Source organism: Bacillus sp. DU-106 (genome assembly GCF_004799705.1).
Lineage (GTDB): Bacteria > Bacillota > Bacilli > Bacillales > Bacillaceae_G > Bacillus_A > Bacillus_A cereus.
In genome coordinates this window covers 1,402,844-1,428,833 of record NZ_CP026607.1, presented here as the reverse complement: position 1 = coordinate 1,428,833, position 25,990 = coordinate 1,402,844, and the positions used below count along the sequence as shown (strand labels likewise).

Genomic DNA, 25,990 nt, shown 5'->3' with positions numbered 1-25,990 from the left:
CCCTCCTCATAAAGATAATCCTAGGCTTTTATAACAAACTGTGATCGCTTAACTCGCTAGCTTTCTTGCTTTGTGGACTTATCTTTTATCGGAATTTTTAATTCTTGACCTGCACTCACTTCATCTTCCTGCAAGTTATTATACTTTTTAATTACTTCAATTCCATTTCCATCTGAAAAATATTGCTTCGCTATACTTTCTAAAGTTTCTCCCTCTTTCACAGTATGCGTTATTACTTTTTCAGAATGTTTCTGCGACTCAGATTTAGCTGAATCAAAGAAGATTACTTCAAACGCACTTTTTCCAGCATTATTACTATCACCCTTCACCTGAATATATTTATCCGTGTACCACAAAATACTAATCGGCAGAAGAATGAATAGAAATGTTAAAACCCGGACGAAAATGTGATTTATTTTAAACTTTTGTTTTTTCTCTTTATTTCTATGAATTTCACTACGCGGCGGTAAACTTTCTTTTTCTTCCACTCGCTCAACTTCTAATTCCTCTTCAAAATCAGGAATTCGTTTCCTCATGTTGTTCACCACCACCTTCCATTTATTTTCTTAATTGGAGTCCCATTATAAAATCAACAAGAAAGTGTGCAAAGATTGTTATAAACAAATTTCCTGTCCATTCAAATACATAACCAAAGACAAAACTAATGAAACAGACGAAACAAAATAAAAATGGCTTTGTTATATAACGAATATGTAACACTGCAAATACGAAGCTCGCAATTACAATTCCAAAATGAGTCTGTACTACACCTCTAAATAAAAATTCTTCTGCAAAACCAATCAAGAACGTAATAACGAGTAAGTGTAGAACGGACATTCCTCGAAACATCTTATCGTTAATACCACCATCATCAAACCATGACTCCGGAAACACTCGCATTGCAACATAATCTAATAACACAATACCAATCGCTAACAAACCACCTATAATAAGTATAGATACTGGTTCCCATTTCCATAAATTAAAGACTTCTTTTACATCTTGAAATAATATATATGCCAGTAAACAGCCAATACCGATAATAATTAACTGTGTTATATATAGATTCAGCCTTATTTCCTGCGGACTCATATCTTCAACATTATGCCTTTGAATGTTCATCATTCCTCCATCTTTTCTAGGCCGAAAAGCTTTTGTAACTCTGTTTCCCAATTATAGTCGAAATCCGATTGTTGCGCTCGTCTTTTTTTATAATCTTCTTTGGTAATACCGCAATAATCGCAGCAATTAATTAACTCTTGCTCTTTCCTATAACCGAACTGTTGCAGCACATATTCACGTCTACACCCTTTAACTTGTATCCATGACTTCATATTTTCTAGCTCACTATATTTATTACGCAACCTTATTTCTACTTCAGCTATTAATCGGTTCATGATTTCATCTGACAAACCTTCTAACAATAATCTTCGTTGTTGTATAATTCCAACCTGTTCGAGATGATAACGAACGAAACGCCAATATTGCTCATTAAATCTTGCTGCATTATAACAAATTTCTTCTACATCTTCTATTGGTAATTCCTTCGTTTGAAATATTCTTTCTTGTAGTAAAGAAAATAAAAATTTTATTTGTGACTTACTTGGCAATTCATCCTCAATGATTGAAATTGGTAAATCATGATCCAACGGACTACATAATAAAATAGCTATACTCGGTTCGCCATCTCTTCCAGCTCTTCCGATTTCTTGTAAGTAAGAGGCTATATTAGTTGGATAATGAAAATGAATAATATATCGCGTATTCGCCTTATTTACCCCCATACCAAATGCACTTGTGCATATTACAAGTTGCAATTGATCGTTCATAAACTGCTGTTGAATTAACATACGCTCTTCATGTTCCATACCACCATGATAAAAAGCTACACCAGTAACACCTTTCCCTCTCAAGTATTCCGTTAACCTTTCTGTCCACGCTCTACTTGAGCAATATACAATCCCCGGCCCTTGTAAATACATCACCTGCTCTAAAAGCGCCTCTTTCTTTTCTTCTATCGTCTCTACAAATTGCACATCCATTGCAATATTAGGACGATCAATAGAGTATACATGTTCCGCGGCACCCTTTAAATTTAAACTATCTGCGATATCCTGCAGTACCCCTTTTGTCGCTGTGGCTGTCAATGCTAATACTGTAGGAGAACCAATATTTTCAATAACTACATTTAGTTTTTTATAGTCCGGTCTAAAATCATAACCCCATTGAGAAATACAATGAGCCTCATCAACAACAAATAATGAAATATGAATTTTCTTCAATTCCCTAATTAATAACTCCGACTGCAACATCTCTGGTGAAACAAAAATAAATTTATATGAAGATAATTTTTTCATCGCTTCTCTTTTTTCATTTAATGTCCGAAAACTATTAAATGCTATCACTCGGTTTTTCACAACATACTTTAATTGTGTCACTTGATCTTCCATTAAAGATAATAACGGTGATACAACAAGCACTGTTCCTTCTCGCATAAGCCCCGGAAACTGATAGCACATAGATTTCCCTCTTCCAGTCGGAAGCATTGCTATCACATCTTTTCCTTCTAATAAATCTGTAATTACTCCTTTTTGACCTGGACGAAATTCAGAATATCCAAACCACTTATATAAATATTCTTCAAGTTTCATTTACACCCTCCATCCGCGCTAATACAAGACGAACTTCAAAATAAGAGATATCTTCTCCAACCGCTTGTTTCAAAACACGTAACTTCCGCGTTTGCAATGCTTCAATTACTTTTATTACTTTGTCTATCTTTTCTTTTTCCATAAACATTTCAATAGAAAAATCTTTTTCTCGCAAAGCAATTTCAACAAAATGATCTTCTATCGTTGCAACCTTTAAATTCCGAATCGTCGCTATTTCTTCTAAAGAACGTCCTTGTCTCCAAAAATTATATGTTTTTTTCGTGGATAAACTAAATAATTCAGCTCTCTCATTTGGATAAGATATAATTTCAGCTAATAGTGGAAATTCATTTTCTTTATCACGAACTTCTTGTATAAAGAAATGTATTGTACCCCAAAATAAAAAATACACCCTGAATATATCTTGTTTCGTAATTTCTGCTAATTGTTGCAATGTACAACCAATGCGTTCATAACCCGTTAATCGATATGTTACAATCGTCGCTTCTATCGCATTACTCTTTTCTAAAAGATTATGTACTTCCGTCCATAGTTTTCTCGCCAACTCACTTCTCTTATATGGCCTTCCTGTTAGAAAACGTTTCACCCACATCATTATTTCTGTATCTTGCTGAATTGGAATAAATCTCGTATTATTCTGTTGTAAATTTGATATGGTTTGAATAATTAATGATAATCTTTTCCAAAATGTTTCACCTAATTCACCATAATGTAAACCATGCAAATGCGCCGGAAAAGCATAAACTTCCTCCCATTTATGTAACTGCATTTTACCCGTAGGTGTTAACACATATGTATTTTCATGTATTTCTTGAATAAAATCCGCTTGCAACAACTTTGCAACTTCACCATCATAGTCATTTCTATTTAATGATTTATATATTCCGAACAAAAAAGAAATTCGGAACATATTTCCATCTTGTAAAGTTTGCGAAGAACGTTTGCCCTTTAGTAAATAATAAATAGAAGAAACGGTTCTTTCACCATTCAATTGTTTTAAACAATGCAACAAAGTATATTGTATTTGCATGACCGCTTCCACCTTCCAATCTTAACTTCATTCTTTTCAGTACAATTACACTATCTACTGTCGCTCATTAAACTTATCATATAAGAACTATATACTTGTATATATTCTATTGTATCAAACGAAATCATATTTACGTATTTTGAAAATCTTATGACATAATTCAAAAATAAGTTGACACTCTAATTGATAAGCATTATCATTATAATTTTATGTTGAAAAGTTTTACAAACCGTTTTACAATAAGGTTATAATTTTTATGGCGAGCTTTTCACATACATATTATCAGGAGGGAAAAAAGATGGCAAAATATACAATCGTTGATAAAGATACTTGTATTGCATGTGGTGCTTGTGGCGCTGCTGCACCAGACATTTATGACTATGATGATGAAGGTATTGCATTTGTAACATTAGATGATAACCAAGGTATCGTTGAAATTCCAGATGTATTAATTGAAGATATGATGGATGCATTCGAAGGCTGTCCAACTGACTCAATTAAAGTTGCTGACGAATCATTCGACGGAGACGCTTTAAAATTCGAATAGTCTTTTATTAACTTCAAAAAACGCCCCTCCTATTGATGAGGGGCGTTTTTTGTATCTAAATTTTATTTTCCTTAATAAAAAACCATTAGTAGTTTCACACTACTAATGGTTTTAGTATATATTATGCATTTTTCATTTTTGCAAACACCCATACTTTCAGGCGTGAAAATAATGCTACAAATACAATTGTTACAACAATCCCTTTAATTAAATTAAATGGTAAGATTGCCGTTACAACCGTTGTTTTTATAGCTTCGCTAGACATAGCTGGTGAATTTAAAAACCAAGTGTACGCCGGGAATATGATGATGTAGTTTAATACACTCATAATAAGTGCCATTGTAATTGTCCCTAGCATTAATCCTGTAGTTAAACTCTTCACAGTACGATACTTTCTAAATAAGAAAGCTGCTGGCCCAATAAATAAACATCCTGCAATAAAGTTTGCAATTTCTCCAACTGGTACTCCCGTTAAACTTCCTTGAATCCCGTAATGTAAAATGTTCTTTATCGCCTCTACAATCACTCCTGCTACTGGTCCAAAGATAATTGCCGCAATTAGAGCTGGTACATCACTAAAATCAATTTTCAAAAATGGCGGAAGCCCTGGGAACGGGAAATCCAACATCATTAGTAAATATGCAATACTACTTAGCATCGCTACACTCACCATCTGCACTACACTGTTTTTTTGTTTCATCTTTCTCTCTCCTTTTCCATCGATCATCTCATGGAAAGTGGAAAGGTTCTGCTATGCCTATTTTTTCATAGAACGAAAAAACCCTTTGTGTTTTACACAAAGGGAGAATTTAAGGCACATCAAACAGACGTTCAAATCCATATCTTTTTTGAACGCTTGAACCTCCATCTTCTCCCATCCAGACTATACTGTCGGCTTTGGAATCACACCAAATCCTGCCTTAACGGCTCGCGGGCTTAGAACAAAATCATAAATAGTTCATCACCGCCGGTCGGGATTTTCACCCTGCCCCGAAGATAGACCGATATTCTATTTTCCCCTTCATTATACAACAACCTCATAACATTGTGAACTAAAAAATTGTAACTTATTTAAAATTAGTTATTTATTTTTCGTAACAACAAATAAATTGCGAGATATTTTACAATACAATCCATATTTTTTATTATTCGGCATTTCTCTTTTGAATTACCTAGTCATATATAATTAAAAGTGATAAGATATTGAATTGTTAAGATAAGAACATTTTCTGAGTTATGGAGGAAATGTCATGAAAAAAGACAAGAGACATTCTATTCGAGAAGCAATGAAAAAAAACTTAAGAAAAGAATACTTTTACTTAAAAAAAGAATTACTTTTCTACTGCCCAATTGATTTAGGCACATTCTCAAACGAGACATACTATGCTACTTTCGATGAAGATGGCATCAGTATTTATCAGTATGATAAAAAAACAGAAAGTAAATTAAAATTGTGTGAGCGTCATCCGTGGAAGAGTTGGAATAAAGTGAAGATTGATCACTATTTGACAACTTCTCAATTTATTTTTCAGGGTGAGCGAAATTGGATCTTATCTCTTTTTCAAAAAGGAAAAGAAGCTCAAAAAATTATTGAAGAGCATACATCTTTACAAACAGAAGTTGTTTCCCGCTCTTTCTTAAAAAAACTTCCTGGTTTTCGTTCTAATACACCACTGAATAAATACATCGGTAGTATTTGTTACACTGCACTTATTGCATTTTTATTAAAATGGATGATTCCATTTCAAGCACCACAAATCGCCCTGTATTCTATCTCGATTGGTTGTATGCTTCTTGGCCTACTTTGTTTGACAATCGGTTTAATTGAACCGACTATCGTACTGTTTCGAACAAAAGAGAAAACAAGAACAAAAGTTTTTTACTTATATAGCTATTTAGCTATTTCTGGATTTATATGTGTCTTTATTTTTTGGTAAAAGAAGCCGTCCCAAAATAAATTTTGGGACGGTTTTCTTTTAGATATAGATGCTCTGATTCACTCAATAGTTCTAGCAAAAGCGCCCATATAATTTCATTTACATTGAATCTTATTTAAGAAGAACATAAATTTGTTCAAAGTTTAATTTTTGAAGCGTTTCCTTTACTTAACATATAATTGTTGATTAGGATAAATTAGCTCTTGCTGCAATCCATTTTTTTCTTTAATTTCCTTAAGTGTCATACTAAATTTCCGTGCAATACTAACTAAAGTATCCCCTTTTTGTACGACATATAATGACGAAGAAACAACTTCATTTCTTTGTTCACTTAAAACAAGCAATGGGTTCATCGCATTCTTTTTCGCCATCGTCCATCTTCCTTGATGAAGTTCTAGATGTAAGTGCGCACCTCGCGATTCTCCCGTGTTCCCTACTTCTCCAATTTTTTCTCCTTTGGAAATATAATCTCCTTGATCCACATATCTCTTATTTAAATGTGCATATACAGCCTCATATTCTCCGTGTTTAATAAATACAACATTTCCATAACTACTTGAATAATAAGACCTCGTTACCTTACCATCTTGGATAGCTGCCACAGGCGTTCCAATCGGCGCAGCTACATCAATACCATAGTGTTTTCCATGCCTTGTCCCAAAATAATCACTTATCTGACCTTCAACAGGCCATGTCCATCGATTTTCTTCTGCATAAACATGTAATTGAGATACAAACAGTATACTCAATAACATGACACCGCATTTTAAAACTTTCATATACATCCTCCGTTTTCTAATTACCACCATACCTTCTCTATTTTGGTATATTACAGAAAAAAGTATACAAAAAAGAAAGTGAATTACTCCACTTCCTTCTCTTTCTTATCACGAAAAACTAATGCACTACGGTTATACTCCACATCTTTCACTTGTAATCGGGCATTTATTACTCGAGCTATCGCAAACAAATAATCAGATAATCTATTTACATACTTTAATACAACTTCATTTATTTTCACTTCTTTTTGCAATGATACTATAGAGCGTTCTGCTCTCCTTACAACAGTACGTGCAATATGAATAGTAGCCGCTGCCTCGCTACCACCTGGCAAAATAAAGCGTTCTAGTGGCGGGGCTTCTTCTATATATAAATCAATCTTTCTTTCTAAACTTTCAACCATCACAATTGTCACTTTATAAGGAATTTTTTGTTCCACTATTGCCAAGTCTCCTCCGCAATCAAATAGTTCATGTTGAATATTTTCGAGCTCATTGTAAATATCTATAAAAGCCCCGCCTTGAAGCTTAGTCATTGCATATCCAATATGAGAATTTGCCTCGTCTATTGTTCCATACGCTTCCACACGGATATCATCTTTATCAACCCTGCCACCTATTACACTTGTCGTTCCTTTATCTCCTGTTTTTGTATATAATTTCATTTCTTCACAGCACCTCTCTTATTATTCTTTATTCGAGCAACATAGAAAAAAGTTCTACCATTCTTTATTTAATTGAGTTTACAAAAAAATAAAAAACAGCAGAACTTTATTCATTATCAACTTTAAAAACGCATATCTAAATTATACGATTCGGTAAATATACAGAGAATGTAGTTCCTTCTCCAACAACACTTGATACAGAAATTTTACCATCATGGCCTTGAACAATATTTTTCGCAATCGCAAGCCCGAGTCCTGTTCCACCCTTTTTCCCACGTGTTCTTGCTTTATCAGCTTTATAGAAACGATCAAATAAAAATGGAATATCTTCTTCTGGAATGCCTGCACCCGAATCTTGTACTTCAAAAATAAGACCGTTATTTTTCGTATCAATTACAAGCGTTACATGTCCGCCTGCATTCGTATGACGTATTGCGTTATCAATTAAATTCGTCAATACTTGTTCCATACGATCTGCATCAAACGGGTATTGTTCAATTGGACCTTTGAAATCAACCGTTAACGCGACCTCTTTATCCTTTGCAATCCCTTGGAATTTACGACCAATTTTTTCAACAAACGGATGTATATCCACTTCACCAATATGTAACTCTACATGACCGCTTTCCATACGAGCTAAATCTAACAATTCATTTACAAGTTTACCTAAACGAACAGATTCATCATAAATAATTTGAACAAACTCATCTATTTCCTCTTTCGTTTGCACAATATCATCTAAAATCGCTTCACTATACCCTTGCAGCATGACCATTGGTGTACGAAGTTCATGTGATACATTCGCAATAAAATCTTGACGCATCTTTTCAAGACGACGTTCTTCCGTCATATCTCGCAGCACTGCTACAGCTCCACGAATTTTCGTTTGATTGTAAAGCGGCGTCATAAGAACTACATAGTTTCCTTTTTGTAAATTAATTTCAACAACTTGTTGTTGTTCGCTTTCTACAACGAGATGGAATAATTCCACAAGTTCAGAAGGTAGTTTTTTACTGAGCTCTATCTCTTTTTCTTCTTGCCAAACTTGTAAGAAATGTTCGGCCGGCGGATTGATTACAACGACTTCACCTTCTTGATTTAACGTAATAACCCCATCTGCCATACTACTCAAAATACTTGCTAACTGCTCTTTTTCTTGTTGCAAGGCGTTCATATTAAACTTCAACTGTTTTCCCATTTGATTTAAGGCCGTTGCAAGCTCACCAATCTCATCCTGAGATACCATAGGAGCCTTTGCATCAAACTTCCCACGTGACACTTCAAAAGCAACCTCACGCATTTTACGAAGCGGTGCTGTAATCCGAGTAGATAAGAAGAAGGCAAAGAAGGTTGTTAATATAATCGCAATTCCAGCCGATAAGAAAATAAAATCAGTTGTTCTTTCCATACCTTGTATCGGTACTTGTAAAGATTCATATACGAACACTGCACTTTGATTTTTTGATTGCACTGGTTTTCCGACGATCATAATATCATTTTCGGTGTTTTTATTCTTCCTACTATTAGACGCTTTTCTAATATTATTCTTAATTTCTTTTTTGTCTGTAAACACAGCCGCTAATTCTTTATCTTCTTTTAAGTCATCCATTGTAAGAGTGACTAACCCTTCTTGTTTCGGTGAAGAAGAGATTTCTTTACCATCTTCTACAATAATAATCCTTGAAAGTGGGTCAGAGAATTTGTAAGCGATATTCTCAATCGTTTTTACATCGGCACCTTCTTCAATTAACTCTGAAACACTTGTTGCAACTTTTTGAAGCCTAGCTTCACTCATATCAACATAATACGTTCTAAAAAACTGTGAAAGTAAAATCGCAACAAATCCAAGAACAAACGAAACGAGAAGTAATATGGTCATCCATAACTTCCCTACTACACTTCTCCAAAGCATCAGTCGTTCACAACCTCAAATTTGTAACCTACACCCCAAACAGTAACGATCATTTTCGCTGCATCTGGTGATTTTTTGCTTAACTTCTCACGTAAACGCTTTACATGTGTATCAACTGTACGTAAATCTCCGAAGAATTCATATTGCCATACTTCTTTTAACAGTTGCTCACGATCGAATACTTTATCAGGAGCTTTCGCTAAAAATAATAGTAACTCATATTCTTTCGGCGTTAAGTTTACTTCATTACCATCTGCAGTAACACGGTGTGCATCGTTATCAATTGTTAAGTGCGGGAATACAGTAACATCTTTTGTCGTTGTATCTTGTGTAAAGAATGTTGTTGGTACAGCACGACGTAATACCGCTTTCACACGTAGTACGACCTCACGTGGACTAAATGGCTTTACAATATAATCATCTGTTCCAACTTCAAATCCTTGTACTCTATTTACTTCTTCACCTTTTGCTGTCAGCATAATAATTGGTGTCGCTTTCTTCTCACGAACCCCTTTACATACTTCAATGCCATCTTTACCAGGCATCATAAGATCTAATAAGATTAAATCGTAATCATTTTGCAACGCCATTTCTAAAGCTGTATCACCATTATCTGCTTCTTCAATCGTATATTGTTCTCTTTCTAAGTACATTTTCAATAAACGACGAATACGATCCTCATCATCTACAATTAAAATTCTTGATTCATTTTCCATCTCTACCCGCTGCGCACTCTCACCTCAGCGGTTCACACCTACCCTTCTTTAACTATTATGTTGCGCTATTCTCGTTTATTTAAGCAATCTTCTAAATGTTTCACTTCCCATATTATGCTTCACAAGAATAATAAATTTTGTTCAATTTTTTTCCAAAACTATGTATTTTTTTTGAACAGCATATAATGTCCTCGACATCATTTTACAAAATCAACCGCTACTTTGTCATGTTTTTCTCAAAAAAGAAGAAAAGTTGACAAAAATAAAATAGGAAAGTGACATGCACTCCCCTATTTTATTTCTCTATGCATATGAATGTAAACCGGCAATAATTAAGTTTACTACAATAAAGTTAAACATAATGATTGCAAAACCAATTACTGCAAGCCAAGCTGACTTCTCTCCATGCCATCCTTTTGATAGGCGTAAATGTAATACTGCCGCATAAAAGAGCCAAGTGATAAGTGCCCAAACCTCTTTTGGATCCCAGCCCCAAAAACGTGTCCACGCTATTTGTGCCCAAATCATCGCAAAAATTAATGCACCTAATGTGAACACTGGGAATCCAATTGCAATAGATCGATATCCGATTTCATCTAGTAAATCACTATTCGTATTCTTTACTAACGGCTGAAGTGCCGCCGATACTCGCTTCCGTAAAACAAGTCTTAATACAATATACAGTAATGTTCCAACTAACACTGACCAAATAACAGTATTTAATTTTTTCGCATTTACAATCGCTGGAACTTCAACTGCCGGTTCTAATTTATTTTCTGTCAGTAACTTCCCTTCGTGCGGTCCAACTAAAGCCGGAAGATTGTATTTCATTTCCACTTGTTGTTCAGTTTTATCAATCCATTGAAACTTCGCTTCATATTTCATACTAGAAAATACCGTTGTTACTCCAATAAATCCAACTGTACAAACAAGTGTAAATACTACCGTCTCTAGCCAAAATGTACGTTTACTTCTCGTCGATTGATCTACATTTTTCAATAAATACATAACACCTGTAATAAAACTAATCGCTAAAATGGCTTGTCCTGCTGCTGCCGTCGTCACGTGAATATGTAACCAATTACTTTTTAAAGATGGAATAAGCGGAGATATTTCCCTCGGAAACATACTTGCATAGGCAATTAATAAAAGCGCAACTGGTAATGCAAATAGTCCGATTATGCTTACACGGTACATAAAATACATGACAATAAATGCTCCTACAAGCATCATGCCGAAAAATGTACCGAATTCAAAAAAGTTACTAACTGGCGCATGTCCTGATGCAATCCACCTTGTAACAAAATATACTGTTTGTGCAATAAACCCTAAAATTGTAATCGTTATTCCTACATTTGCCCATTTATGACCCTTTTCTTTAATTGCTCCCCCGAAAAATAGAGTGGCAATTAAATATAAAATAAATGCGGTAAAGAGAAAGTTACTACTTATTTGCACCATATCGTTTCCCCACCTTAACTAATTTTTTTATCAATTACTTTATCATTTGGCTGTGGAATTGCTGTACCTTCTAGTACTCTTTCAATATCTTTCTTTAAACCGAACCAATTTTTATTTGTATGCCCTGCAATCCACCATTCATCATTAACACGTTGTATCCAAATACGGCGATGATTCCAATACATACCTTGAATGACACCAACCATAAATATAAATCCTCCAATGCCGAGAATCCAAAGCGTTAAATCTTTTCTTACAGTAAGTGCTGTTGCATTTTGCATTTCAACACCTGCAAACGACATTTTATATTTGTTGTTTCCATCTGGTTCTATATTTTGCTGAATACCAACAAAACTCACTTCACCATCTGGTGTTTCAGGTGTAAACATTTTAAATACAAATGCAGGATTGTTTGGTAATTTCGTTTTTGTATTTGGTTTTCCATTCTCATCAAAATAAAAATCAGGAAAATAGCTTAATAGTTCTAGAGAATAACCATTTCCTAAATCATATTTTTCCTTAGGATTCGTTAAATCTACTTTAATTGGTCCCCACTTTTGATTATTTTCTTTATTTTGCAAGTTAAAGGACATACTTTTAAATTCACTTTCTTTATAAGAAACTTGATACACTGCAAATTGATCAAATTTCAGTGGTTCATTCACTCGAATTTCCGCTTCTTTTACTTTTTCTAATTTCGGTTTTTGTCCTGCTATATTTTCTCCTACTGCTTTATATAATACGGCATTCGTTTGGAAGTTTTTCGCAATCATTTTATCGCCTACACGATCAATCGCTTCATCAAAAACTTCCTTGTCCTTACTTTTATCATAAACTTCTTTTATAAATTTCTCGTTTTTTAAGTAGTATTGTCCATCCGTCCCTGGTATTTCTTTCGTTTCACCGTCACGTAACCAAAGTGCTTCGTCTACGTACATACTCGGTAAAAAACGAAGCATCGCACCGAATAAAAAGATAATAAGACCGATATGATTTACATATGGACCCCAACGCGAGAAGCGTCCCTTTTCTGCTAAAACGTTTCCGTCTTCCACTTTCACGTTATAGTTTCTTTTCTTTAAATTCTCTTGCACTCTTTCCAGGTCACCTTCTTGCGGTGTACCAGTCCCATATAATCTCTGTCTCTTTAAAAAACTAGGATGTCTTTTTACGCCTTGCTTTTTTAAAGCTTTATAAAGTGGAATAACGCGGTCTAAACTACATATCACAAGTGAAATACCGATAGAAGCAATCAAAATCATATACCACCATGAACCGTATAAATTATTAAACCCTAATTGATAGTATAATTGTCCTAAAAATCCATATTCTTGTTTATAATATTCAGCTGGTGCAATACCTGGAGTTATGTACATTTCTTGCGGAAATATAGTTCCTATCGCTGATGCAGCTAAAGTTATTACGATTAGCCATACACCTACTTTTACAGAAGAGAAAAAGCTCCAAATTTTATCGACTATCGTTTTTGTCTGCGTGAGAGATCTCCGTGCACTCCCCTCATAGCGCATATCCAATAGTTTTGCATTTTCATTGCTTTCAAATGGTTTCCCGCAAGCTTCACAAAAAACGGTTCCTATCGGATTAACATGTCCACATTCACATTTAATTTCTTTCAACACTCTCACCGCCCCTGTATCTATATGTACTATTGTATATTCTAACCTCAAGTTACCGCAATACTCAGAATTTTTAAACCAGAGGCACTATAAACACGCACCCCTTATGTAAAGGCTTTCTTTATTACGGAGTAATTTTCTTTAAATACCCTTCTAACTGTTCTTTCGTTTGTTCCCCTATAATTTGCTCCACTACTTTTCCATCTTTATCAATCAAAAAGCTTGTCGGTAAAGGACCTACTCCATATGTTCCTATAATCTTTTGTCCTTTATCAATGGCAACTGGGAATTTCAAACCATATTGGTTCACAAAGTTCTTTACTGCAATATCCGTTTCATCTGCATCTAACGCTATGATTTCAACGCCTTTTTCTTTATACTTTGGATATAATTCATTCATATAAGGCATTTCTTTTTCACAAGGTTTACACCACGTGCCCCAAAAGTTTAAAAATACACCTTTTCCCTTTAAATCTTTTAGTTCAATTTTCTTTCCTTCTAAATCCGTCACAATAAAGTTAGGTGCTTCTTTTCCGATTTGCATTTTCTCTTTATTAGCAAAGAATCCTTGATAAAGGGTAAATCCTACAGCACCACATAAAATGAGTAGAATAATAACGCGAAATAATAAGCGATTTTTCTTCATATTACCTCTCCTCTCCTCGGTAAATGTTATGTATTATCTTCTGTAAATGTTGTATTGAATAAATCACCAGCAGAGCACTCCACTGGTGAATTTTTAACTCTATAACTTATCTTGGCTTTGTAGAAGCAAGCGCGCGTAATTGTTTCACCTCATGTGGTGTCAATTCTCTCGCATCACCAGGTCGCAGGCTTCCTACTTCTAAGAAAGCATAACGTTCACGTTTTAATTTCACTACTTTACAGTCTAACGCTTCAAACATACGACGTACTTGACGATTACGTCCTTCATGAATTGTTAATTGTACAATAGCCATCTCTTTACGCTTGTCCCAAGAAATAATTTTCACACGTGCTGGTGCTGTTTTACCGTCTTCTAACGTAACACCGCGTTCTAACATGCGAATTTTCTCACCTGTTAATGGCCCTTTTATTTTTGCAACATATGTTTTTTCAACTTTATATCTAGGATGCATTAATACGTTTGCGAAGTCCCCATCGTTTGTCATTAATAATACGCCAGACGTATCATAATCTAAGCGTCCGATTGGGAATAAACGTTGTGTAATTTCCGGGAAAAAGTCCGTTACAACACTTCTTCCTTTATCGTCTGATACACTTGAAATTACGCCAGTTGGTTTATATAGTAAAAAATAAACAGGTTCTTCTTTTTCAAGAGGGATATTATTTACTTCTACTTTATCTTGAGGAGTTACTTTTGTCCCTAACTCTTTCACTATTTTTCCATTAACTTTCACTTTTCCTTGCTGAATTAATTCCTCAGCCTTTCTTCTCGATGCAATACCTGCTTGCGCAATCACTTTTTGTAATCGTTCCATTTCTTTTTTTCACCTCGAATTTATCTTACCTTACATTAGAAAGACTTGGCAACCGCATACGCTTTACGGCTATTCGCTTCATCTTACTTAAACAACATAGCGATGATAATAAACATATAAAGGTCAAATCATGTTTTTACCCTTTATTATTGTCCATATTTTTCATATTTCTCACAATAAAAGTTCATCATTTTGTCAAAAATACCACATAAAAAAACCACTATTAAGCTACACCTTAATAGTGGTCGTATACGTATTATAAGCGAAATAGCGTAAAAAATGAATAGTATTACTGAAACAATAAAGAAACGAACACAATTGAGCATATAATCCCGATTAAATCTGCAAAAAGTCCTACTTTTAGTGCATCCCCCATTTTTCTAATCCCAACCGCTCCAAAATATACAGTTAAAATATAGAAAGTCGTATCTGTGCTCCCTTGCATCGTAGAAGCCAATCTCCCAATAAACGAATCTGGCCCATATGTTGCAATTAAATCGGTCGTAATACTTAAACCAGCAGAGCCTGAAATAGGGCGTATAAGTGCTAAGGGTACAATTTCTGCTGGAACATGGATCAAATCTAACATTGGCTTCATTACCGATATCATTGCATCTAACGCACCTGAAGACCGGAATATAGAAATAGACACAAGCATTCCAACCATAAACGGTAAGATGGAAATTGCAATTTGAATCCCTTCTTTTCCTCCCTCAACGAACGATTCATACGTCGGCACTTTCTTTATTGTGCCATATAAAAGGATAAAACCAATTACACAAGGGATTACCCATAAGGAAATTGTATTTACAATGCTCATTTTTTCCGCCCCTTTCTACTCCTTCTTCGGTAAAAATAGCGGTCAATCCAAATTGCCCCAATCATAGAAAGTACTTGTGCAATAAATGTTACCCCAACAATTTCAGTAGGATTCGCTGATTCATACGTCATTCGAATGGAAATGACTGTCGTAGGAATTAATGTAATAGCTGATGTATTTAATGCTAGAAACGTCACCATAGAACGGCTCGCCGAATCCTTTCCTCCATTTAACTCTTTCAGTTGTTCCATCGCTTTAATACCAAGAGGGGTCGCTGCATTACCTAGACCAAAAAAGTTTGCCATCATATTTGATAGAATAAATCCCATAGACGGATGATCCTTTGGTATTTCTGGAAACAACCTTTTTACTATCGGCATAAAAAGTGTAACTAATTTTTTTAACAATCCGGCTTCCTCTGCAATTTTCATTAAACCGAGCCAAAATACTAAAACACTAATAAGTCCTATACAAATCGTTACCGCATCTTTTGCTCCGTCAAATACAGCTTTATTCACTTCTTCCATCGTTCCATTTATCATAGCGTATACAATCCCAATGACAGCCATCGCTACCCATACGAGATTAACCATCGTTCCCAACACCTATCATGTAAGAAAAAATTTCTTTCACATTATTCCAGTAAAGTCCCGTTGTAGCTACTAACTTTCGTTTACTATAAAATAAATTCCGTTCTCCAACTTTTTCATTACCAACATAAATGTCTGTCTTCCCAACCTTTACTCCATCCGTAAGTTTTGTACTTTTATCGAGTTCAACTTTTAATACTACGTTCTTTTTTTCTTCTTCAGTTAACGGTACCGAAAAACTATTTTTCGTATAAACATGGTTGGCATACTTCTTTTCATTTATTTCAGCAATTGCTCCTTGTCCTAAAACTTTCGTTTGTTTGAAACGGTCAAAACCTTTATCAAACAAATTCATATGATCATCCCAATCACTAGAGGCACTCAAAGTTACGACAATTAAATCTAGTCCACCTTTTGATGCCGTTGTAACAAGCGTTCGCCCAGCTTTCTTCGTAAAGCCTGTTTTTCCCCCTGTTGCAAATTCATAATAAGACGTTACCAGCTTATGTTTATTTTTCCACGGGTAATCCCAAGAATCTGATTTATATGTTTTGGTTCCAAAGATTTTCTTAAATGTCTCGTTTCCCATTGCATATTTCGTTAATAATGCCATATCGTAAGCCGACGAATAATGTGATCCATCTCCATCTAAGCCATGAGGGTTTGAGAAGTGCGTATCTTTCATTCCAATTTCTTTCGCTTTTTGATTCATTAAATATACGAATCCATCTATACTCCCACCCACACTTTCAGCAATTACTTGCGCTGCGTCATTACCAGATCTAAGCATGAGTCCGTATACTAAATCTTCTAACTTCACTTTTTGTCCAGGCTTTAAATAGATTGCCGATCCTTCCACCCTCACCGCTTCATTACTAACTGATACCATTTCTTTCATCTTCCCTGATTCAGCAGCTAATAAGGCGGTCATAATTTTTGTTATACTAGCAATTTTTTGAGGCTCATGTTCTGCCTTTCCGTATAATACACGACCAGACTGTTGCTCCATTAATACAGCATTTCGAGCACTAACATTGCTGTTCATCTTTGCATATGTAGGAATCGGCATAACGCTTGCATACATCATAAGAAGCGTAATGATTACACAAATTCGTCTCATATTTCCCCCCACGTCCTTTTGGCACTTTTTGTACAAGTGTATGCTTGGCCTTTTAAAATATGAACGAAATCTTCCTTCTACTTCCATTAAAAAAGACGCAGAGAATTTGCGTCTAATATGGTGTCCATTCAATTTGTTTCGCAGTTTCAAACCTTTTTTCTACATCAGGCCAATTTACAACATTCCACCAGTTTTTAATATATTCATCTTTTCGATTTTGGTATTGTAAATAATACGCATGTTCCCAGACATCTAGTACAAGGAGCGGTATCGTATCCCATTGTGTAAATAATTGATGAAGTGTACTTTGCAAAATTTCTAACCTTCCAGACCGGGGTACCCAAACGAGAATTGCCCAGCCTGAACCTTCTACTTTAGAGGCTGCTTCTGTAAAATGTTTTTGGAAACGTAAAAAGCTCCCAAAATCTTGTTCAATTTGTTGTGAAAAAGTTCCTCTTGGACTTCCACCACCGTCTTTTTTCATGTTATTCCAAAATATCGTGTGTAAGTAATGACCTGACCCATGAAAAGCCGCTTCCCTTTCCCAATGCTTAATTAAATCAAATTTATTTGTTTTTCTCGCTTCTTCCATCATCTTCTCTGCTTTATTTAATCCTTCCACGTAACTCCGATGATGTTTATCATGATGTAACATCATAATTTCTTTAGAAATATACGGTTCTAACGCATTATATGGATAAGGTAATGGCGGGAGTGTATGTCCTCCAATTGGGACAGCTCGTTCACTATCCCCTCTTTCATATAATTCATATTCCTCTTCTTCTTGCATAAATACTTCCTGCAAGTGATGCTGAATATGTTCTACATCATCGCTTATTTCATACATAAACTCTGCATCTGTTTCATACTCATGCTCTTTCATACGCTCTAATAACGTCTGAATTTTATAAGCAAGCATATGGACATCATACACTTCCATTGCGCGACTATCTAATACGTGAAGAACACTTTCACACCAATTTTCTACTTCATGAAAGTAATCTGTAAATACACCTTGCTGATTCATGTTGCACCTCCCTAATGCTATCCACTTAACTATATTCAATGAAAATCCCTTATATAACTGTACAAAAGGAAAAGAAGCTAAGTCACCTTAGCTTCTTTTCCTCAATCAATATTTGTGTAACATCTTTGTCTGATAATCCGTCTCATAATATTCTAGTTCTTCACGCATCAATTGAAATTTACCTTCTAAACTCTTCATCACTTGCTCTAAAGATGCAGGTGGTGTTTGTTGAAAAACGATAGAATTTTTCCCTGTATATGCAGACCGACTATTTTCATACCAATGATCACTCTTCGGTGAAAAAAACTCTGCAATTACTTGATGGTAAATCTTATATAAAATTTTTTCAGCTGCTGTTTTTCGAAATGGCTGGCTATTCAACAAAACAAAACATGCATCCTGTCCTTCTTCGCAAAAAACGAGAAGTCGTCTCATTGATGCTAATAACCCTTTATAATATCGCTCATTCCCTGCTGGTGTTTCCTCTAATAAAGAAGGTAACGTATGATAATTTACATAATTGGTTATCAAATTAATAGCATCTTCTAAAAATATAGAAACTTGTTCTGTTTGATTTTCAACCATAAAATTAGACATTTTTTCTCTCTCCTTTGCCATTTCACGCTATTTCTACTCTTTTATTTTTATGTAATTCAGCCAATATTTCTTGTACTTTCGACACCGTTCCCTCATCAAAATATTGTTGAAATTCTTCCATATTATTTAAATACAAACGTTTTTGCGCACGAAGCTCCTTATCTTTCATTAAACAACATATCGCTACAATATCGCGCAAATATATGTTTTGTTCTTCTACTTTATACACTGGATTTCCTTCAAAAGGAGTAATTTCTTGTAAAACTTCTTCAAAATATCGAACGTATAAAACCGAAAAAGTTTTCTCTTTACCATTTAATATATATGTCACTTCAGATCTGTTAAAAAAATCTTCTGATGTATTAGGTTTCTCTTTTTCTAACTCATATCCTACGTAACCTTTTATAATCATATACTCCCCCCTCAACCTTCTTTCACCTTATTCTAACTTAATTTTCTGATAAACAAAATATTCTTTTAAATATACCTATATAAAAAATAGCTCCCCTATACAGGAAATTACCTTTTTATTTTTCTTGAAGTTTGTCATAATAATATTATTGTCTCAGTTTTCTTATACAAGGAGAGTTGTATTTATGTCGTTTTCATGGAAACGTTTCTTACAAATCGGGAAAATTATCTTCCCATTTGTTGTATTAACAATTGTATTCTTTCAAGCAAAAAAAGAATTAGCGGGCATTTCTTTTTTAGAAGCGATTGATACAATTAAAAACATTCCAACTGGAGGAGTCTTTTTAGCAATTACACTTGGTGCATTCGCTGTATCAACAATGTTCTTTTATGACTATGTTATGCTTCGTTACTTAAAAGCTGACATTCCTGTCCAAAAGATTTTCCGTATCTCGTGGATTGCTAATACTTTAAATGGATTTATCGGGTTTGGTGGTCTTGTTGGAGCCGGCGTACGCACAATGCTTTATCGTCCATATATAAAAGAAAATGGAAAACTTATTAAAAGTATCGCTTGGATGACAACTGCCTTTATTAATGGATTAGCCATTCTTTCATTTCTTGGTCTTATCGGAATATTAGACACGAGATTTATTTTGCATGAAAAACCATGGCTATGGCCTGTTCTTATCTTCTTCGCTCTTTTCGTCCCTATATATATCGGATTTTCTAAATTAAAAAATAGAAAAGCGACGCAAACAGAGGAACAAGAAGAAGAGGAGAAAAACCCAACTGTTTTATACTCATTAGTTTCATTAGTCGAATGGGTATCTGCTGGTATTGTTATGTACGTCATATTACTATTATTTGGCATTGAAATCGAATTCCAAAAGTTTTTAGGCGTATATGTTATTGCTGCTTTAGCTGGTGTCGTTAGTCTTGTTCCTGGTGGCCTTGGATCATTTGATCTTGTCTTCTTAACTGGGCTTGGGCAATACGGCATCGATACAGGTGTTTTACTCCCTGCTATGTTATTATATCGTCTCGTCTATTACATCTTGCCCTTCTGCCTTGGTCTCATTTTTGCAGCTTTTGAAATGACAGGAGTAGCCATTAAAAAGTTTGAAGATAAACCTTTTATTGCGCCTGCATTAGAGACAACTGGTGTTATATGGACTTTGCAGCGTGACTTTCTAGGAAAGTTAGGTTCTTGGGCATCTGCTGCTTTAACAGTATTTGCTGGCTTAATGGTTATTTTATCAACCATTCTACCGACAAGTATAAATCGGGCACACGCCTTACATATTCTAGCTCCAAAACATCTTATTCAATTTTCTTTTAGCTTATCGCTAACATTCGGTATTCTCCTCCTCATTCTTTCGCGGGGGATATATTACGGAACAAAACGTTCTTATTATATGACGATTGTATCTTTAATTGGAGCGGCTATTTTTAACACACTAAAAGGAATTGATGTTGAAGAAACTTTTATTTTATTAATCGTACTCGCTGTATTGTATATGCTTCGTAAAAGGTTTGTACGTGAGAAAATGGAAGTCTCACTTTCCGATATCGTAAAAGTTTTTATATTCCTACTTGTAACGTTATATTTATATAAAAACTTAGGTATTTTATTTGCAGGTGCAAAAGAAGCTTTCAAACCTGATTTTGTCGTTCGTAATATTACACAAGTAAAACGAAGTGCATTAGCAGCTGCCTTTTTTGTTCCTACTTTTTTACTAATTGGTTCACTCATTGCAAATCGTTATCGAAATGAATTTCCCGGGCAACCAGCTAATGATAAACGATTACAAAACTTCTTAGATGAACATGGTGGAAATGTACTTAGTCATTTAGGTTTTTTAGGAGATAAACAGTTCTTTTTCAGTAGTGATGGAAAAGCACTCATTCTCTTCTCAATAACTGGAAAACGACTTATTGTACTGGGTGATCCAATTGGGGACCCTTCCTCCTATCGTACTGTATTGCAAGAGTTTTTAGCTGAGGCTGATCGATTTGGATACATTTGTGTATTCTATCAAATTGAAAGTAAATGGATGAGTTTATACCACGATTTTGGTTATAACTTCTTTAAGCTTGGTGAAGAAGCTGTTGTTGATTTAAATACCTTTACAATAACAGGAAAGAAACGCGCTGGCATGCGAGCTACTTTCAACCGTTTTGAAAGAGAAGGCTATACATTCTCTATTCATGAGCCACCTTTCTCCGACGAATTATATGAAGAGTTAAGAAAAGTTTCAGATGCATGGCTTGGTGGAAAAAAAGAGAAAGGTTTTTCACTCGGATACTTCGATCGTGAATATATTAGTCGCGCTCCTATCGCAACATTATCTGATGCGGATGGAAAAATTATTGCATTCACAACATTCATGCCTGTATATCAAAACGGATCATTATCTGTCGATTTAATGCGATATTATCCAGATGCGCCTAGCGGCATTATGGACGCAATTTTCATCCACTTATTCCAGTGGGCAAAAGAAAATGAATACCACTCCTTTAATATCGGTATGGCACCACTTTCAAATGTTGGTTTATCCACACAGTCTTTCTGGTCTGAACGAGTGGCTGCTGCAATCTTTAATAACGTTCGTTATACGTATAGTTTCAGCGGATTACGACATTTTAAAGAAAAATATAAACCAGCATGGAGCGGTAAATATTTAGCATTTAGGAAGAATCATTCTTTACCAATTACAATGCTCTCTGTAACAAAATTAATAGGAAAAAGAAAAAACAGCTAAATTCTTAGCTGTTTTTTCTTTTTTGAACTTGTACAATAAATTCTTTTTCATACTTCTTACCATTTATATAGAAATCCCCCCACATTTTATACGTGCCCTCGGCAGGAAATGTAATTCGGTATTGTAATTGCTCATCCGTATCTACAGGCATAGCGTATAAAAAATTCTCCTTCGTTTCATCCACTATATAGAGTGACTCTACTTCTCCTCTCTCTGAATGCAATTTCAATTTTTCACCCTTTTTCGCTTGAAACTGAAATGTTAACGTAACTGGTTCATTCGGATGTAATGCGCCAAATAAAAGAGAAACTTCATACTCTCCTATTTTTTTTGTAAGTACACTGTCGATTGGAAATTTCACTTTTTTCTTATTGTTCTCCTCTTTCGTTCTACCAAAATTCTTCCTAGCGAATGACTCTACGGACTTATTTTTGTCTTCGTATAAAAATATTGTATATTCTTCGTCTTTCGCTATTTTGGAAGATAACTTATATGACCCGTTCCCTGCAAATGTGGGTTTAATTTGTTGTATGTTTTTTAACTGTCCATCTACAATCACTGCCCGCATTTGATCATTTACACCACGAATTTCATTATTCTTGTTGTTTAACAACTGAAATACAATATCTACTTTCTCATTTCCCTTTCCATTTGAAACATCCCACTTTACTTCCTGAACATCTCCTACAGTCTCTTCGTTTTCTTGATATTTTTTTATGTAAAATCCTCCTGCCACAATAAGTACTAACGCAATAAGCCCAATGACAAGATTTTTCAAAACATCACCTACCATTTTTATTGTCTCTATTCATACAAAACTTCTTAAGATATATATTCTAGATTATGATTTATGAAATCCTCCTATTTTGCACATATTACAAATAATAAAAAGATTTTAATTGAAAGGATTCGTAGTGTATAATGCAAATGATATTGATTTCTATCAATACATTATAAGGAGGACTTTTTTATGAGTGTACATATCGAAGCAAAACAAGGCGAAATCGCTGAATCTATTCTATTACCTGGTGATCCATTACGTGCAAAATATATCGCTGAAACATTTCTAGAGGACGTTACTTGCTATAATAATGTGCGTGGTATGTTAGGTTTCACTGGAACTTATAAAGGAAAACGTGTATCTGTTCAAGGTACAGGTATGGGTGTTCCTTCTATTTCTATTTATGTAAACGAATTAATCCAAAGCTACGGAGTTAAAAATTTAATTCGCGTTGGAACTTGCGGTGCAATTCAAAAAGATGTAAAAGTTCGTGATGTTATTATCGCAATGACGGCTTGTACTGATTCTAATATGAACCGTTTAACATTCCCAGGATTTGATTTTGCACCAGCTGCAAACTTTGACCTTTTAAAGAAAGCTTATGATGCTGGAACTGAAAAAGGATTACACGTTCGTGTCGGTAACGTTTTAACAGCAGATGTGTTTTATCGTGAAAGCATGGACATAGTTAAAAAACTTGGAGATTACGGTGTATTAGCAGTAGAAATGGAAACAACTGCTCTTTACACATTAGCAGCGAAATACGGTGTAAATGCATTATCTGTATTAACAGTTAGCGATCACATCTTCACTGGCGAAGAAACAACATCTGAAGAGCGTCAAACTACATTTAACGAAATGATTGAAATCGCTTTAGATGCAGCAATTCAACAATAATACACTAAAGAACTTGTCATACGTCTGGCGAGTTCTTTTTATGTGACTTTTTATAAATAACTACTTTATAAAGAGACAGATTTCTCCCCTCTACTTTCTTGTAACGTTTGTTATAATGAAGTGAAACTTTAATCAGTGGAGGTTTTTTCCATCCCCCACTGATTATTAGTTGAACCAATCGGATTTAACGGGATAAAGAAATCATTTACAGTATTTCTCATAAGAGGTGACGCAGTGAAAAACAGAAGTATTGTCTTTAAACTATTTTTATTAACATCCACTTTATTTACAATCATATTCCTACTTTTTTTCCTAGGACAATCTCTATTTTTAGAGAAATTTTATATTAATAAGAAAGTAAAAACAGTCCAAACTGCTTTTGAAAAATTCGTAGATAATTATGATAAAAGTGATAAAAGTTATGAGCAGGTTAGAAAACTAAAACAAGAATTTCATGATAAAACAAATGCCGATATGCAGTTTTTGGATTCTAACGGTATTATTAAAAGTGATAACAATTACTATATCGATGTATTTAATCCCAACAATAATAAACAGTATTCCATTCCACTCAACAATCTTTTAACACCAGAAGAATATAATAAATTCGAAAATTTAGGTTTAAAAAAAGATGTAATAATCAATGTTGATGGAGTCGTACAAGAGAATAATATAATCACACCACAAAAATTAGGAACGAATTATAATCAATGGCAGAACGAACATTTCTATTCGGATTTTCAGTCAATTAATGGTAACCCTTCTAAGAACAGACTTGCAAGCCGATACAAATCTACAACTCGAATCGTCTTTACAGGTGTTATAACTAAGTTACAGCTCCCATCCAAAGCGGAGGTTCGTCTTGCAAATGATATTGAAACATTACAAGCCGTTCAATATTTTGCAGATATGATTAGAGAGGGAACTTCTAACTCGAACCAATTAAGTACTTTCATATTAGATGGCGGAGAAAATATAAAAAATAGTATCTTTGTAAAACCGATTATAGAAAATGGAAGGATTACAGAATACGCTTTTGCGATAGCATCTTTGCAGCCTGTTAATGAAGCGATGCTCGTTTTAAAAGATTATTATGTCTATGCCTTAATCATCGTGTTTCTCGTAATTATTTTGTTATCCTTCTACTACTCAAAAATCATTGTTAAGCCATTAATTAAAATAAATCGTGTTACAAAAAAAATGGCTAATTTTGATTTCAGCGAGAAATTACCTGTTACAGCTGACGATGAAATTGGCGGGCTTTCTGGCAGTATCAATACATTATCTGTAAATTTAAAAGATCGAATCGATCGATTAAATGTTGCTAATACAAAGTTACAACAAGATATTGAACGTGAACGTCAATTAGAAAAAACAAGAAAAGAATTCATTTCTGGCGTATCACACGAATTAAAAACACCGCTAAGTGTAATTAGAAGTTTTGCAGAAGGAATTAAAGATGGTGTTAGTAAGGATACTTCGTATTATACTGATGTTATTTTAGAAGAAACAGAAAATATGAACAGGCTGATTGTTGAAATGTTAGAATTAGCAAAGTTGGAATCTGGTACTTACAAACTAGATATGACGACGTTCTCAATCGGTGAATTAACGCAACAAGTCTACACAAAATTATTATTTAGCATGGAAGAAAAACATTTACAAGTGAACATCGATGCAGACCCTTCTATACTTGTTAAAGCAAATCGCAGTCGCATTGAGCAAGTAGTTGTGAACTTACTAAGTAATGCAATCCGTTATACGCCAGAGGGAGAAAAAATACAAGTCTCCATTATAGAAGCAGAAGATAACGTAAAAGTCGAAATCGAGAATACAGGAAACCCTATCCCTGAAGAAAGTCTTGAAAAAATTTGGGATCGCTTCTATCGTCTAGATGCATCACGTAGCCGTCACACTGGAGGTACCGGTCTCGGATTATCTATTGTAAAAAACATTTTAGACCTCCATCATGCCGAATACGGTGTGTATAATACGACTAACAGTGTTGTATTCTATTTCAATTTACAAAAAGTAAAAGAAGTCAAATAATTTGTCTTAATTTCACTAGGAGTTCACATGAAATTCACACTCTCCCTTTATAGTAAGAAACAAGTTAATCCTTTCCTTTACACATATAAAAGAGGA

25 protein-coding genes and 1 riboswitch are annotated in these 25,990 nt (G+C 34.6%); of the genes, 5 read left to right on the top strand and 20 right to left on the bottom strand.

Translation table 11 applies throughout. The features are described from left to right. Positions 1 to 56: 56 nt before the first annotated feature. From C3Y97_RS07400 to C3Y97_RS07385, 4 genes are read right to left on the bottom strand one after another with little or no spacing between them, the layout of a single operon-like run. On the bottom strand, positions 57 to 536 hold the full coding sequence (locus tag C3Y97_RS07400; RefSeq protein ID WP_001231553.1) for a LysM peptidoglycan-binding domain-containing protein: 480 nt from the start codon (positions 534 to 536) through the stop codon (positions 57 to 59). 22 nt (positions 537 to 558) lie between these two features. Then, the gene (locus C3Y97_RS07395) at positions 559 to 1,122 is read right to left on the bottom strand and encodes a CPBP family intramembrane glutamic endopeptidase (protein WP_001025780.1); all 564 of its coding nucleotides are present in this window, start codon (positions 1,120 to 1,122) and stop codon (positions 559 to 561) included. Continuing rightward, positions 1,122 to 2,651, bottom strand: a complete 1,530-nt coding sequence (gene recQ, locus C3Y97_RS07390; protein ID WP_000762973.1) for an ATP-dependent DNA helicase RecQ — start codon at positions 2,649 to 2,651, stop codon at positions 1,122 to 1,124. The genes C3Y97_RS07395 and recQ overlap by 1 nt, the downstream gene beginning before the upstream one ends. Then, the gene (locus C3Y97_RS07385; RefSeq protein ID WP_001167004.1) at positions 2,641 to 3,702 is read right to left on the bottom strand and encodes a YpbB family protein; all 1,062 of its coding nucleotides are present in this window, start codon (positions 3,700 to 3,702) and stop codon (positions 2,641 to 2,643) included. Before C3Y97_RS07385 ends, recQ begins: the two co-directional genes overlap by 11 nt. 298 nt (positions 3,703 to 4,000) lie before the next feature. Between C3Y97_RS07385 and C3Y97_RS07380 the strand changes: the two genes are divergently transcribed. After that, positions 4,001 to 4,249, top strand: coding sequence for a ferredoxin (locus C3Y97_RS07380; protein WP_001151993.1), 249 nt, complete (start codon positions 4,001 to 4,003; stop codon positions 4,247 to 4,249). Positions 4,250 to 4,370: 121 nt separating this feature from the next. Here C3Y97_RS07380 and C3Y97_RS07375 read toward each other — a convergent pair whose 3' ends face one another. Next, positions 4,371 to 4,949 (bottom strand): ECF transporter S component, encoded by a 579-nt coding sequence (locus tag C3Y97_RS07375; protein ID WP_000810855.1) that lies wholly within the window; start codon positions 4,947 to 4,949, stop codon positions 4,371 to 4,373. Positions 4,950 to 5,111: 162 nt separating this feature from the next. Beyond that, positions 5,112 to 5,251: riboswitch (FMN riboswitch) on the bottom strand. Between the two features lie 248 nt (positions 5,252 to 5,499). On the opposite strand from C3Y97_RS07375, the gene C3Y97_RS07370 reads away from it, so the two are divergent. Next, positions 5,500 to 6,186, top strand: a complete 687-nt coding sequence (locus C3Y97_RS07370) for a hypothetical protein (RefSeq protein WP_000710837.1) — start codon at positions 5,500 to 5,502, stop codon at positions 6,184 to 6,186. Positions 6,187 to 6,350: 164 nt separating this feature from the next. On the opposite strand, the gene C3Y97_RS07365 is transcribed toward C3Y97_RS07370, so the two are convergent. The 14 genes from C3Y97_RS07365 to C3Y97_RS07300 all read right to left on the bottom strand — a co-directional run bounded on the left by C3Y97_RS07365 (position 6,351) and on the right by C3Y97_RS07300 (position 19,403). Next, entirely contained in the window at positions 6,351 to 6,965 is a 615-nt protein-coding gene (locus tag C3Y97_RS07365) for a peptidoglycan DD-metalloendopeptidase family protein (protein ID WP_000866117.1), read from the bottom strand. Between the two features lie 83 nt (positions 6,966 to 7,048). Beyond that, positions 7,049 to 7,630, bottom strand: a complete 582-nt coding sequence (locus C3Y97_RS07360; RefSeq protein WP_000781268.1) for a cob(I)yrinic acid a,c-diamide adenosyltransferase — start codon at positions 7,628 to 7,630, stop codon at positions 7,049 to 7,051. Positions 7,631 to 7,766: 136 nt separating this feature from the next. Beyond that, entirely contained in the window at positions 7,767 to 9,542 is a 1,776-nt protein-coding gene (gene resE / locus C3Y97_RS07355) for a sensor histidine kinase ResE (RefSeq protein ID WP_000964677.1), read from the bottom strand. Continuing rightward, positions 9,542 to 10,258, bottom strand: a complete 717-nt coding sequence (resD, locus tag C3Y97_RS07350) for a DNA-binding response regulator ResD (RefSeq protein ID WP_000426861.1) — start codon at positions 10,256 to 10,258, stop codon at positions 9,542 to 9,544. The genes resE and resD overlap by 1 nt, the downstream gene beginning before the upstream one ends. A 303-nt stretch (positions 10,259 to 10,561) precedes the next feature. Continuing rightward, positions 10,562 to 11,719, bottom strand: a complete 1,158-nt coding sequence (gene resC / locus C3Y97_RS07345; RefSeq protein ID WP_000250086.1) for a cytochrome c biogenesis protein ResC — start codon at positions 11,717 to 11,719, stop codon at positions 10,562 to 10,564. A 14-nt stretch (positions 11,720 to 11,733) separates the two neighbouring features. After that, positions 11,734 to 13,359, bottom strand: a complete 1,626-nt coding sequence (resB, locus tag C3Y97_RS07340; RefSeq protein WP_000910524.1) for a cytochrome c biogenesis protein ResB — start codon at positions 13,357 to 13,359, stop codon at positions 11,734 to 11,736. A gap of 121 nt (positions 13,360 to 13,480) precedes the next feature. Further along, positions 13,481 to 14,002: a thiol-disulfide oxidoreductase ResA gene (gene resA, locus C3Y97_RS07335; protein ID WP_000742192.1), complete on the bottom strand. Its 522-nt coding sequence runs from the start codon at positions 14,000 to 14,002 to the stop codon at positions 13,481 to 13,483. A 106-nt stretch (positions 14,003 to 14,108) separates the two neighbouring features. After that, complete coding sequence (rluB, locus tag C3Y97_RS07330) at positions 14,109 to 14,837, bottom strand: 23S rRNA pseudouridine(2605) synthase RluB (RefSeq protein ID WP_000440556.1); 729 nt, start codon at positions 14,835 to 14,837, stop codon at positions 14,109 to 14,111. Positions 14,838 to 15,126: 289 nt separating this feature from the next. Further along, positions 15,127 to 15,657, bottom strand: coding sequence for a spore maturation protein SpmB (gene spmB, locus C3Y97_RS07325; protein ID WP_000029514.1), 531 nt, complete (start codon positions 15,655 to 15,657; stop codon positions 15,127 to 15,129). Beyond that, positions 15,654 to 16,250, bottom strand: coding sequence for a spore maturation protein SpmA (gene spmA / locus C3Y97_RS07320; RefSeq protein ID WP_000247811.1), 597 nt, complete (start codon positions 16,248 to 16,250; stop codon positions 15,654 to 15,656). Before spmA ends, spmB begins: the two co-directional genes overlap by 4 nt. Beyond that, a complete protein-coding gene (gene dacB, locus C3Y97_RS07315; protein ID WP_001252638.1) occupies positions 16,243 to 17,367 on the bottom strand; it encodes a D-alanyl-D-alanine carboxypeptidase DacB in 1,125 nt (374 codons plus the stop codon). Before dacB ends, spmA begins: the two co-directional genes overlap by 8 nt. A gap of 112 nt (positions 17,368 to 17,479) precedes the next feature. Then, a complete protein-coding gene (locus C3Y97_RS07310; protein ID WP_001075741.1) occupies positions 17,480 to 18,394 on the bottom strand; it encodes a superoxide dismutase in 915 nt (304 codons plus the stop codon). Between the two features lie 105 nt (positions 18,395 to 18,499). Next, positions 18,500 to 18,991 (bottom strand): YpuI family protein, encoded by a 492-nt coding sequence (locus C3Y97_RS07305; protein ID WP_000064519.1) that lies wholly within the window; start codon positions 18,989 to 18,991, stop codon positions 18,500 to 18,502. Positions 18,992 to 19,013: 22 nt separating this feature from the next. Beyond that, positions 19,014 to 19,403, bottom strand: a complete 390-nt coding sequence (locus C3Y97_RS07300; RefSeq protein ID WP_000584367.1) for a hypothetical protein — start codon at positions 19,401 to 19,403, stop codon at positions 19,014 to 19,016. Between the two features lie 184 nt (positions 19,404 to 19,587). Between C3Y97_RS07300 and mprF the strand changes: the two genes are divergently transcribed. Next, positions 19,588 to 22,167 carry a bifunctional lysylphosphatidylglycerol flippase/synthetase MprF gene (gene mprF, locus C3Y97_RS07295; protein ID WP_000010848.1) on the top strand — a complete coding sequence of 860 codons (2,580 nt, stop codon included), beginning with the start codon at positions 19,588 to 19,590 and terminating at the stop codon, positions 22,165 to 22,167. A gap of 4 nt (positions 22,168 to 22,171) precedes the next feature. Here mprF and C3Y97_RS07290 read toward each other — a convergent pair whose 3' ends face one another. After that, positions 22,172 to 22,960 (bottom strand): DUF8832 domain-containing protein, encoded by a 789-nt coding sequence (locus C3Y97_RS07290; RefSeq protein WP_128266897.1) that lies wholly within the window; start codon positions 22,958 to 22,960, stop codon positions 22,172 to 22,174. A gap of 177 nt (positions 22,961 to 23,137) precedes the next feature. Here C3Y97_RS07290 and deoD point away from each other — a divergent pair, with 177 nt between their 5' ends. Both deoD and C3Y97_RS07280 read left to right on the top strand, forming a co-directional pair. After that, positions 23,138 to 23,845, top strand: coding sequence for a purine-nucleoside phosphorylase (gene deoD / locus C3Y97_RS07285; RefSeq protein ID WP_000110703.1), 708 nt, complete (start codon positions 23,138 to 23,140; stop codon positions 23,843 to 23,845). Between the two features lie 234 nt (positions 23,846 to 24,079). Next, positions 24,080 to 25,894 carry a sensor histidine kinase gene (locus C3Y97_RS07280; RefSeq protein ID WP_000797515.1) on the top strand — a complete coding sequence of 605 codons (1,815 nt, stop codon included), beginning with the start codon at positions 24,080 to 24,082 and terminating at the stop codon, positions 25,892 to 25,894. Positions 25,895 to 25,990: the final 96 nt, after the last annotated feature.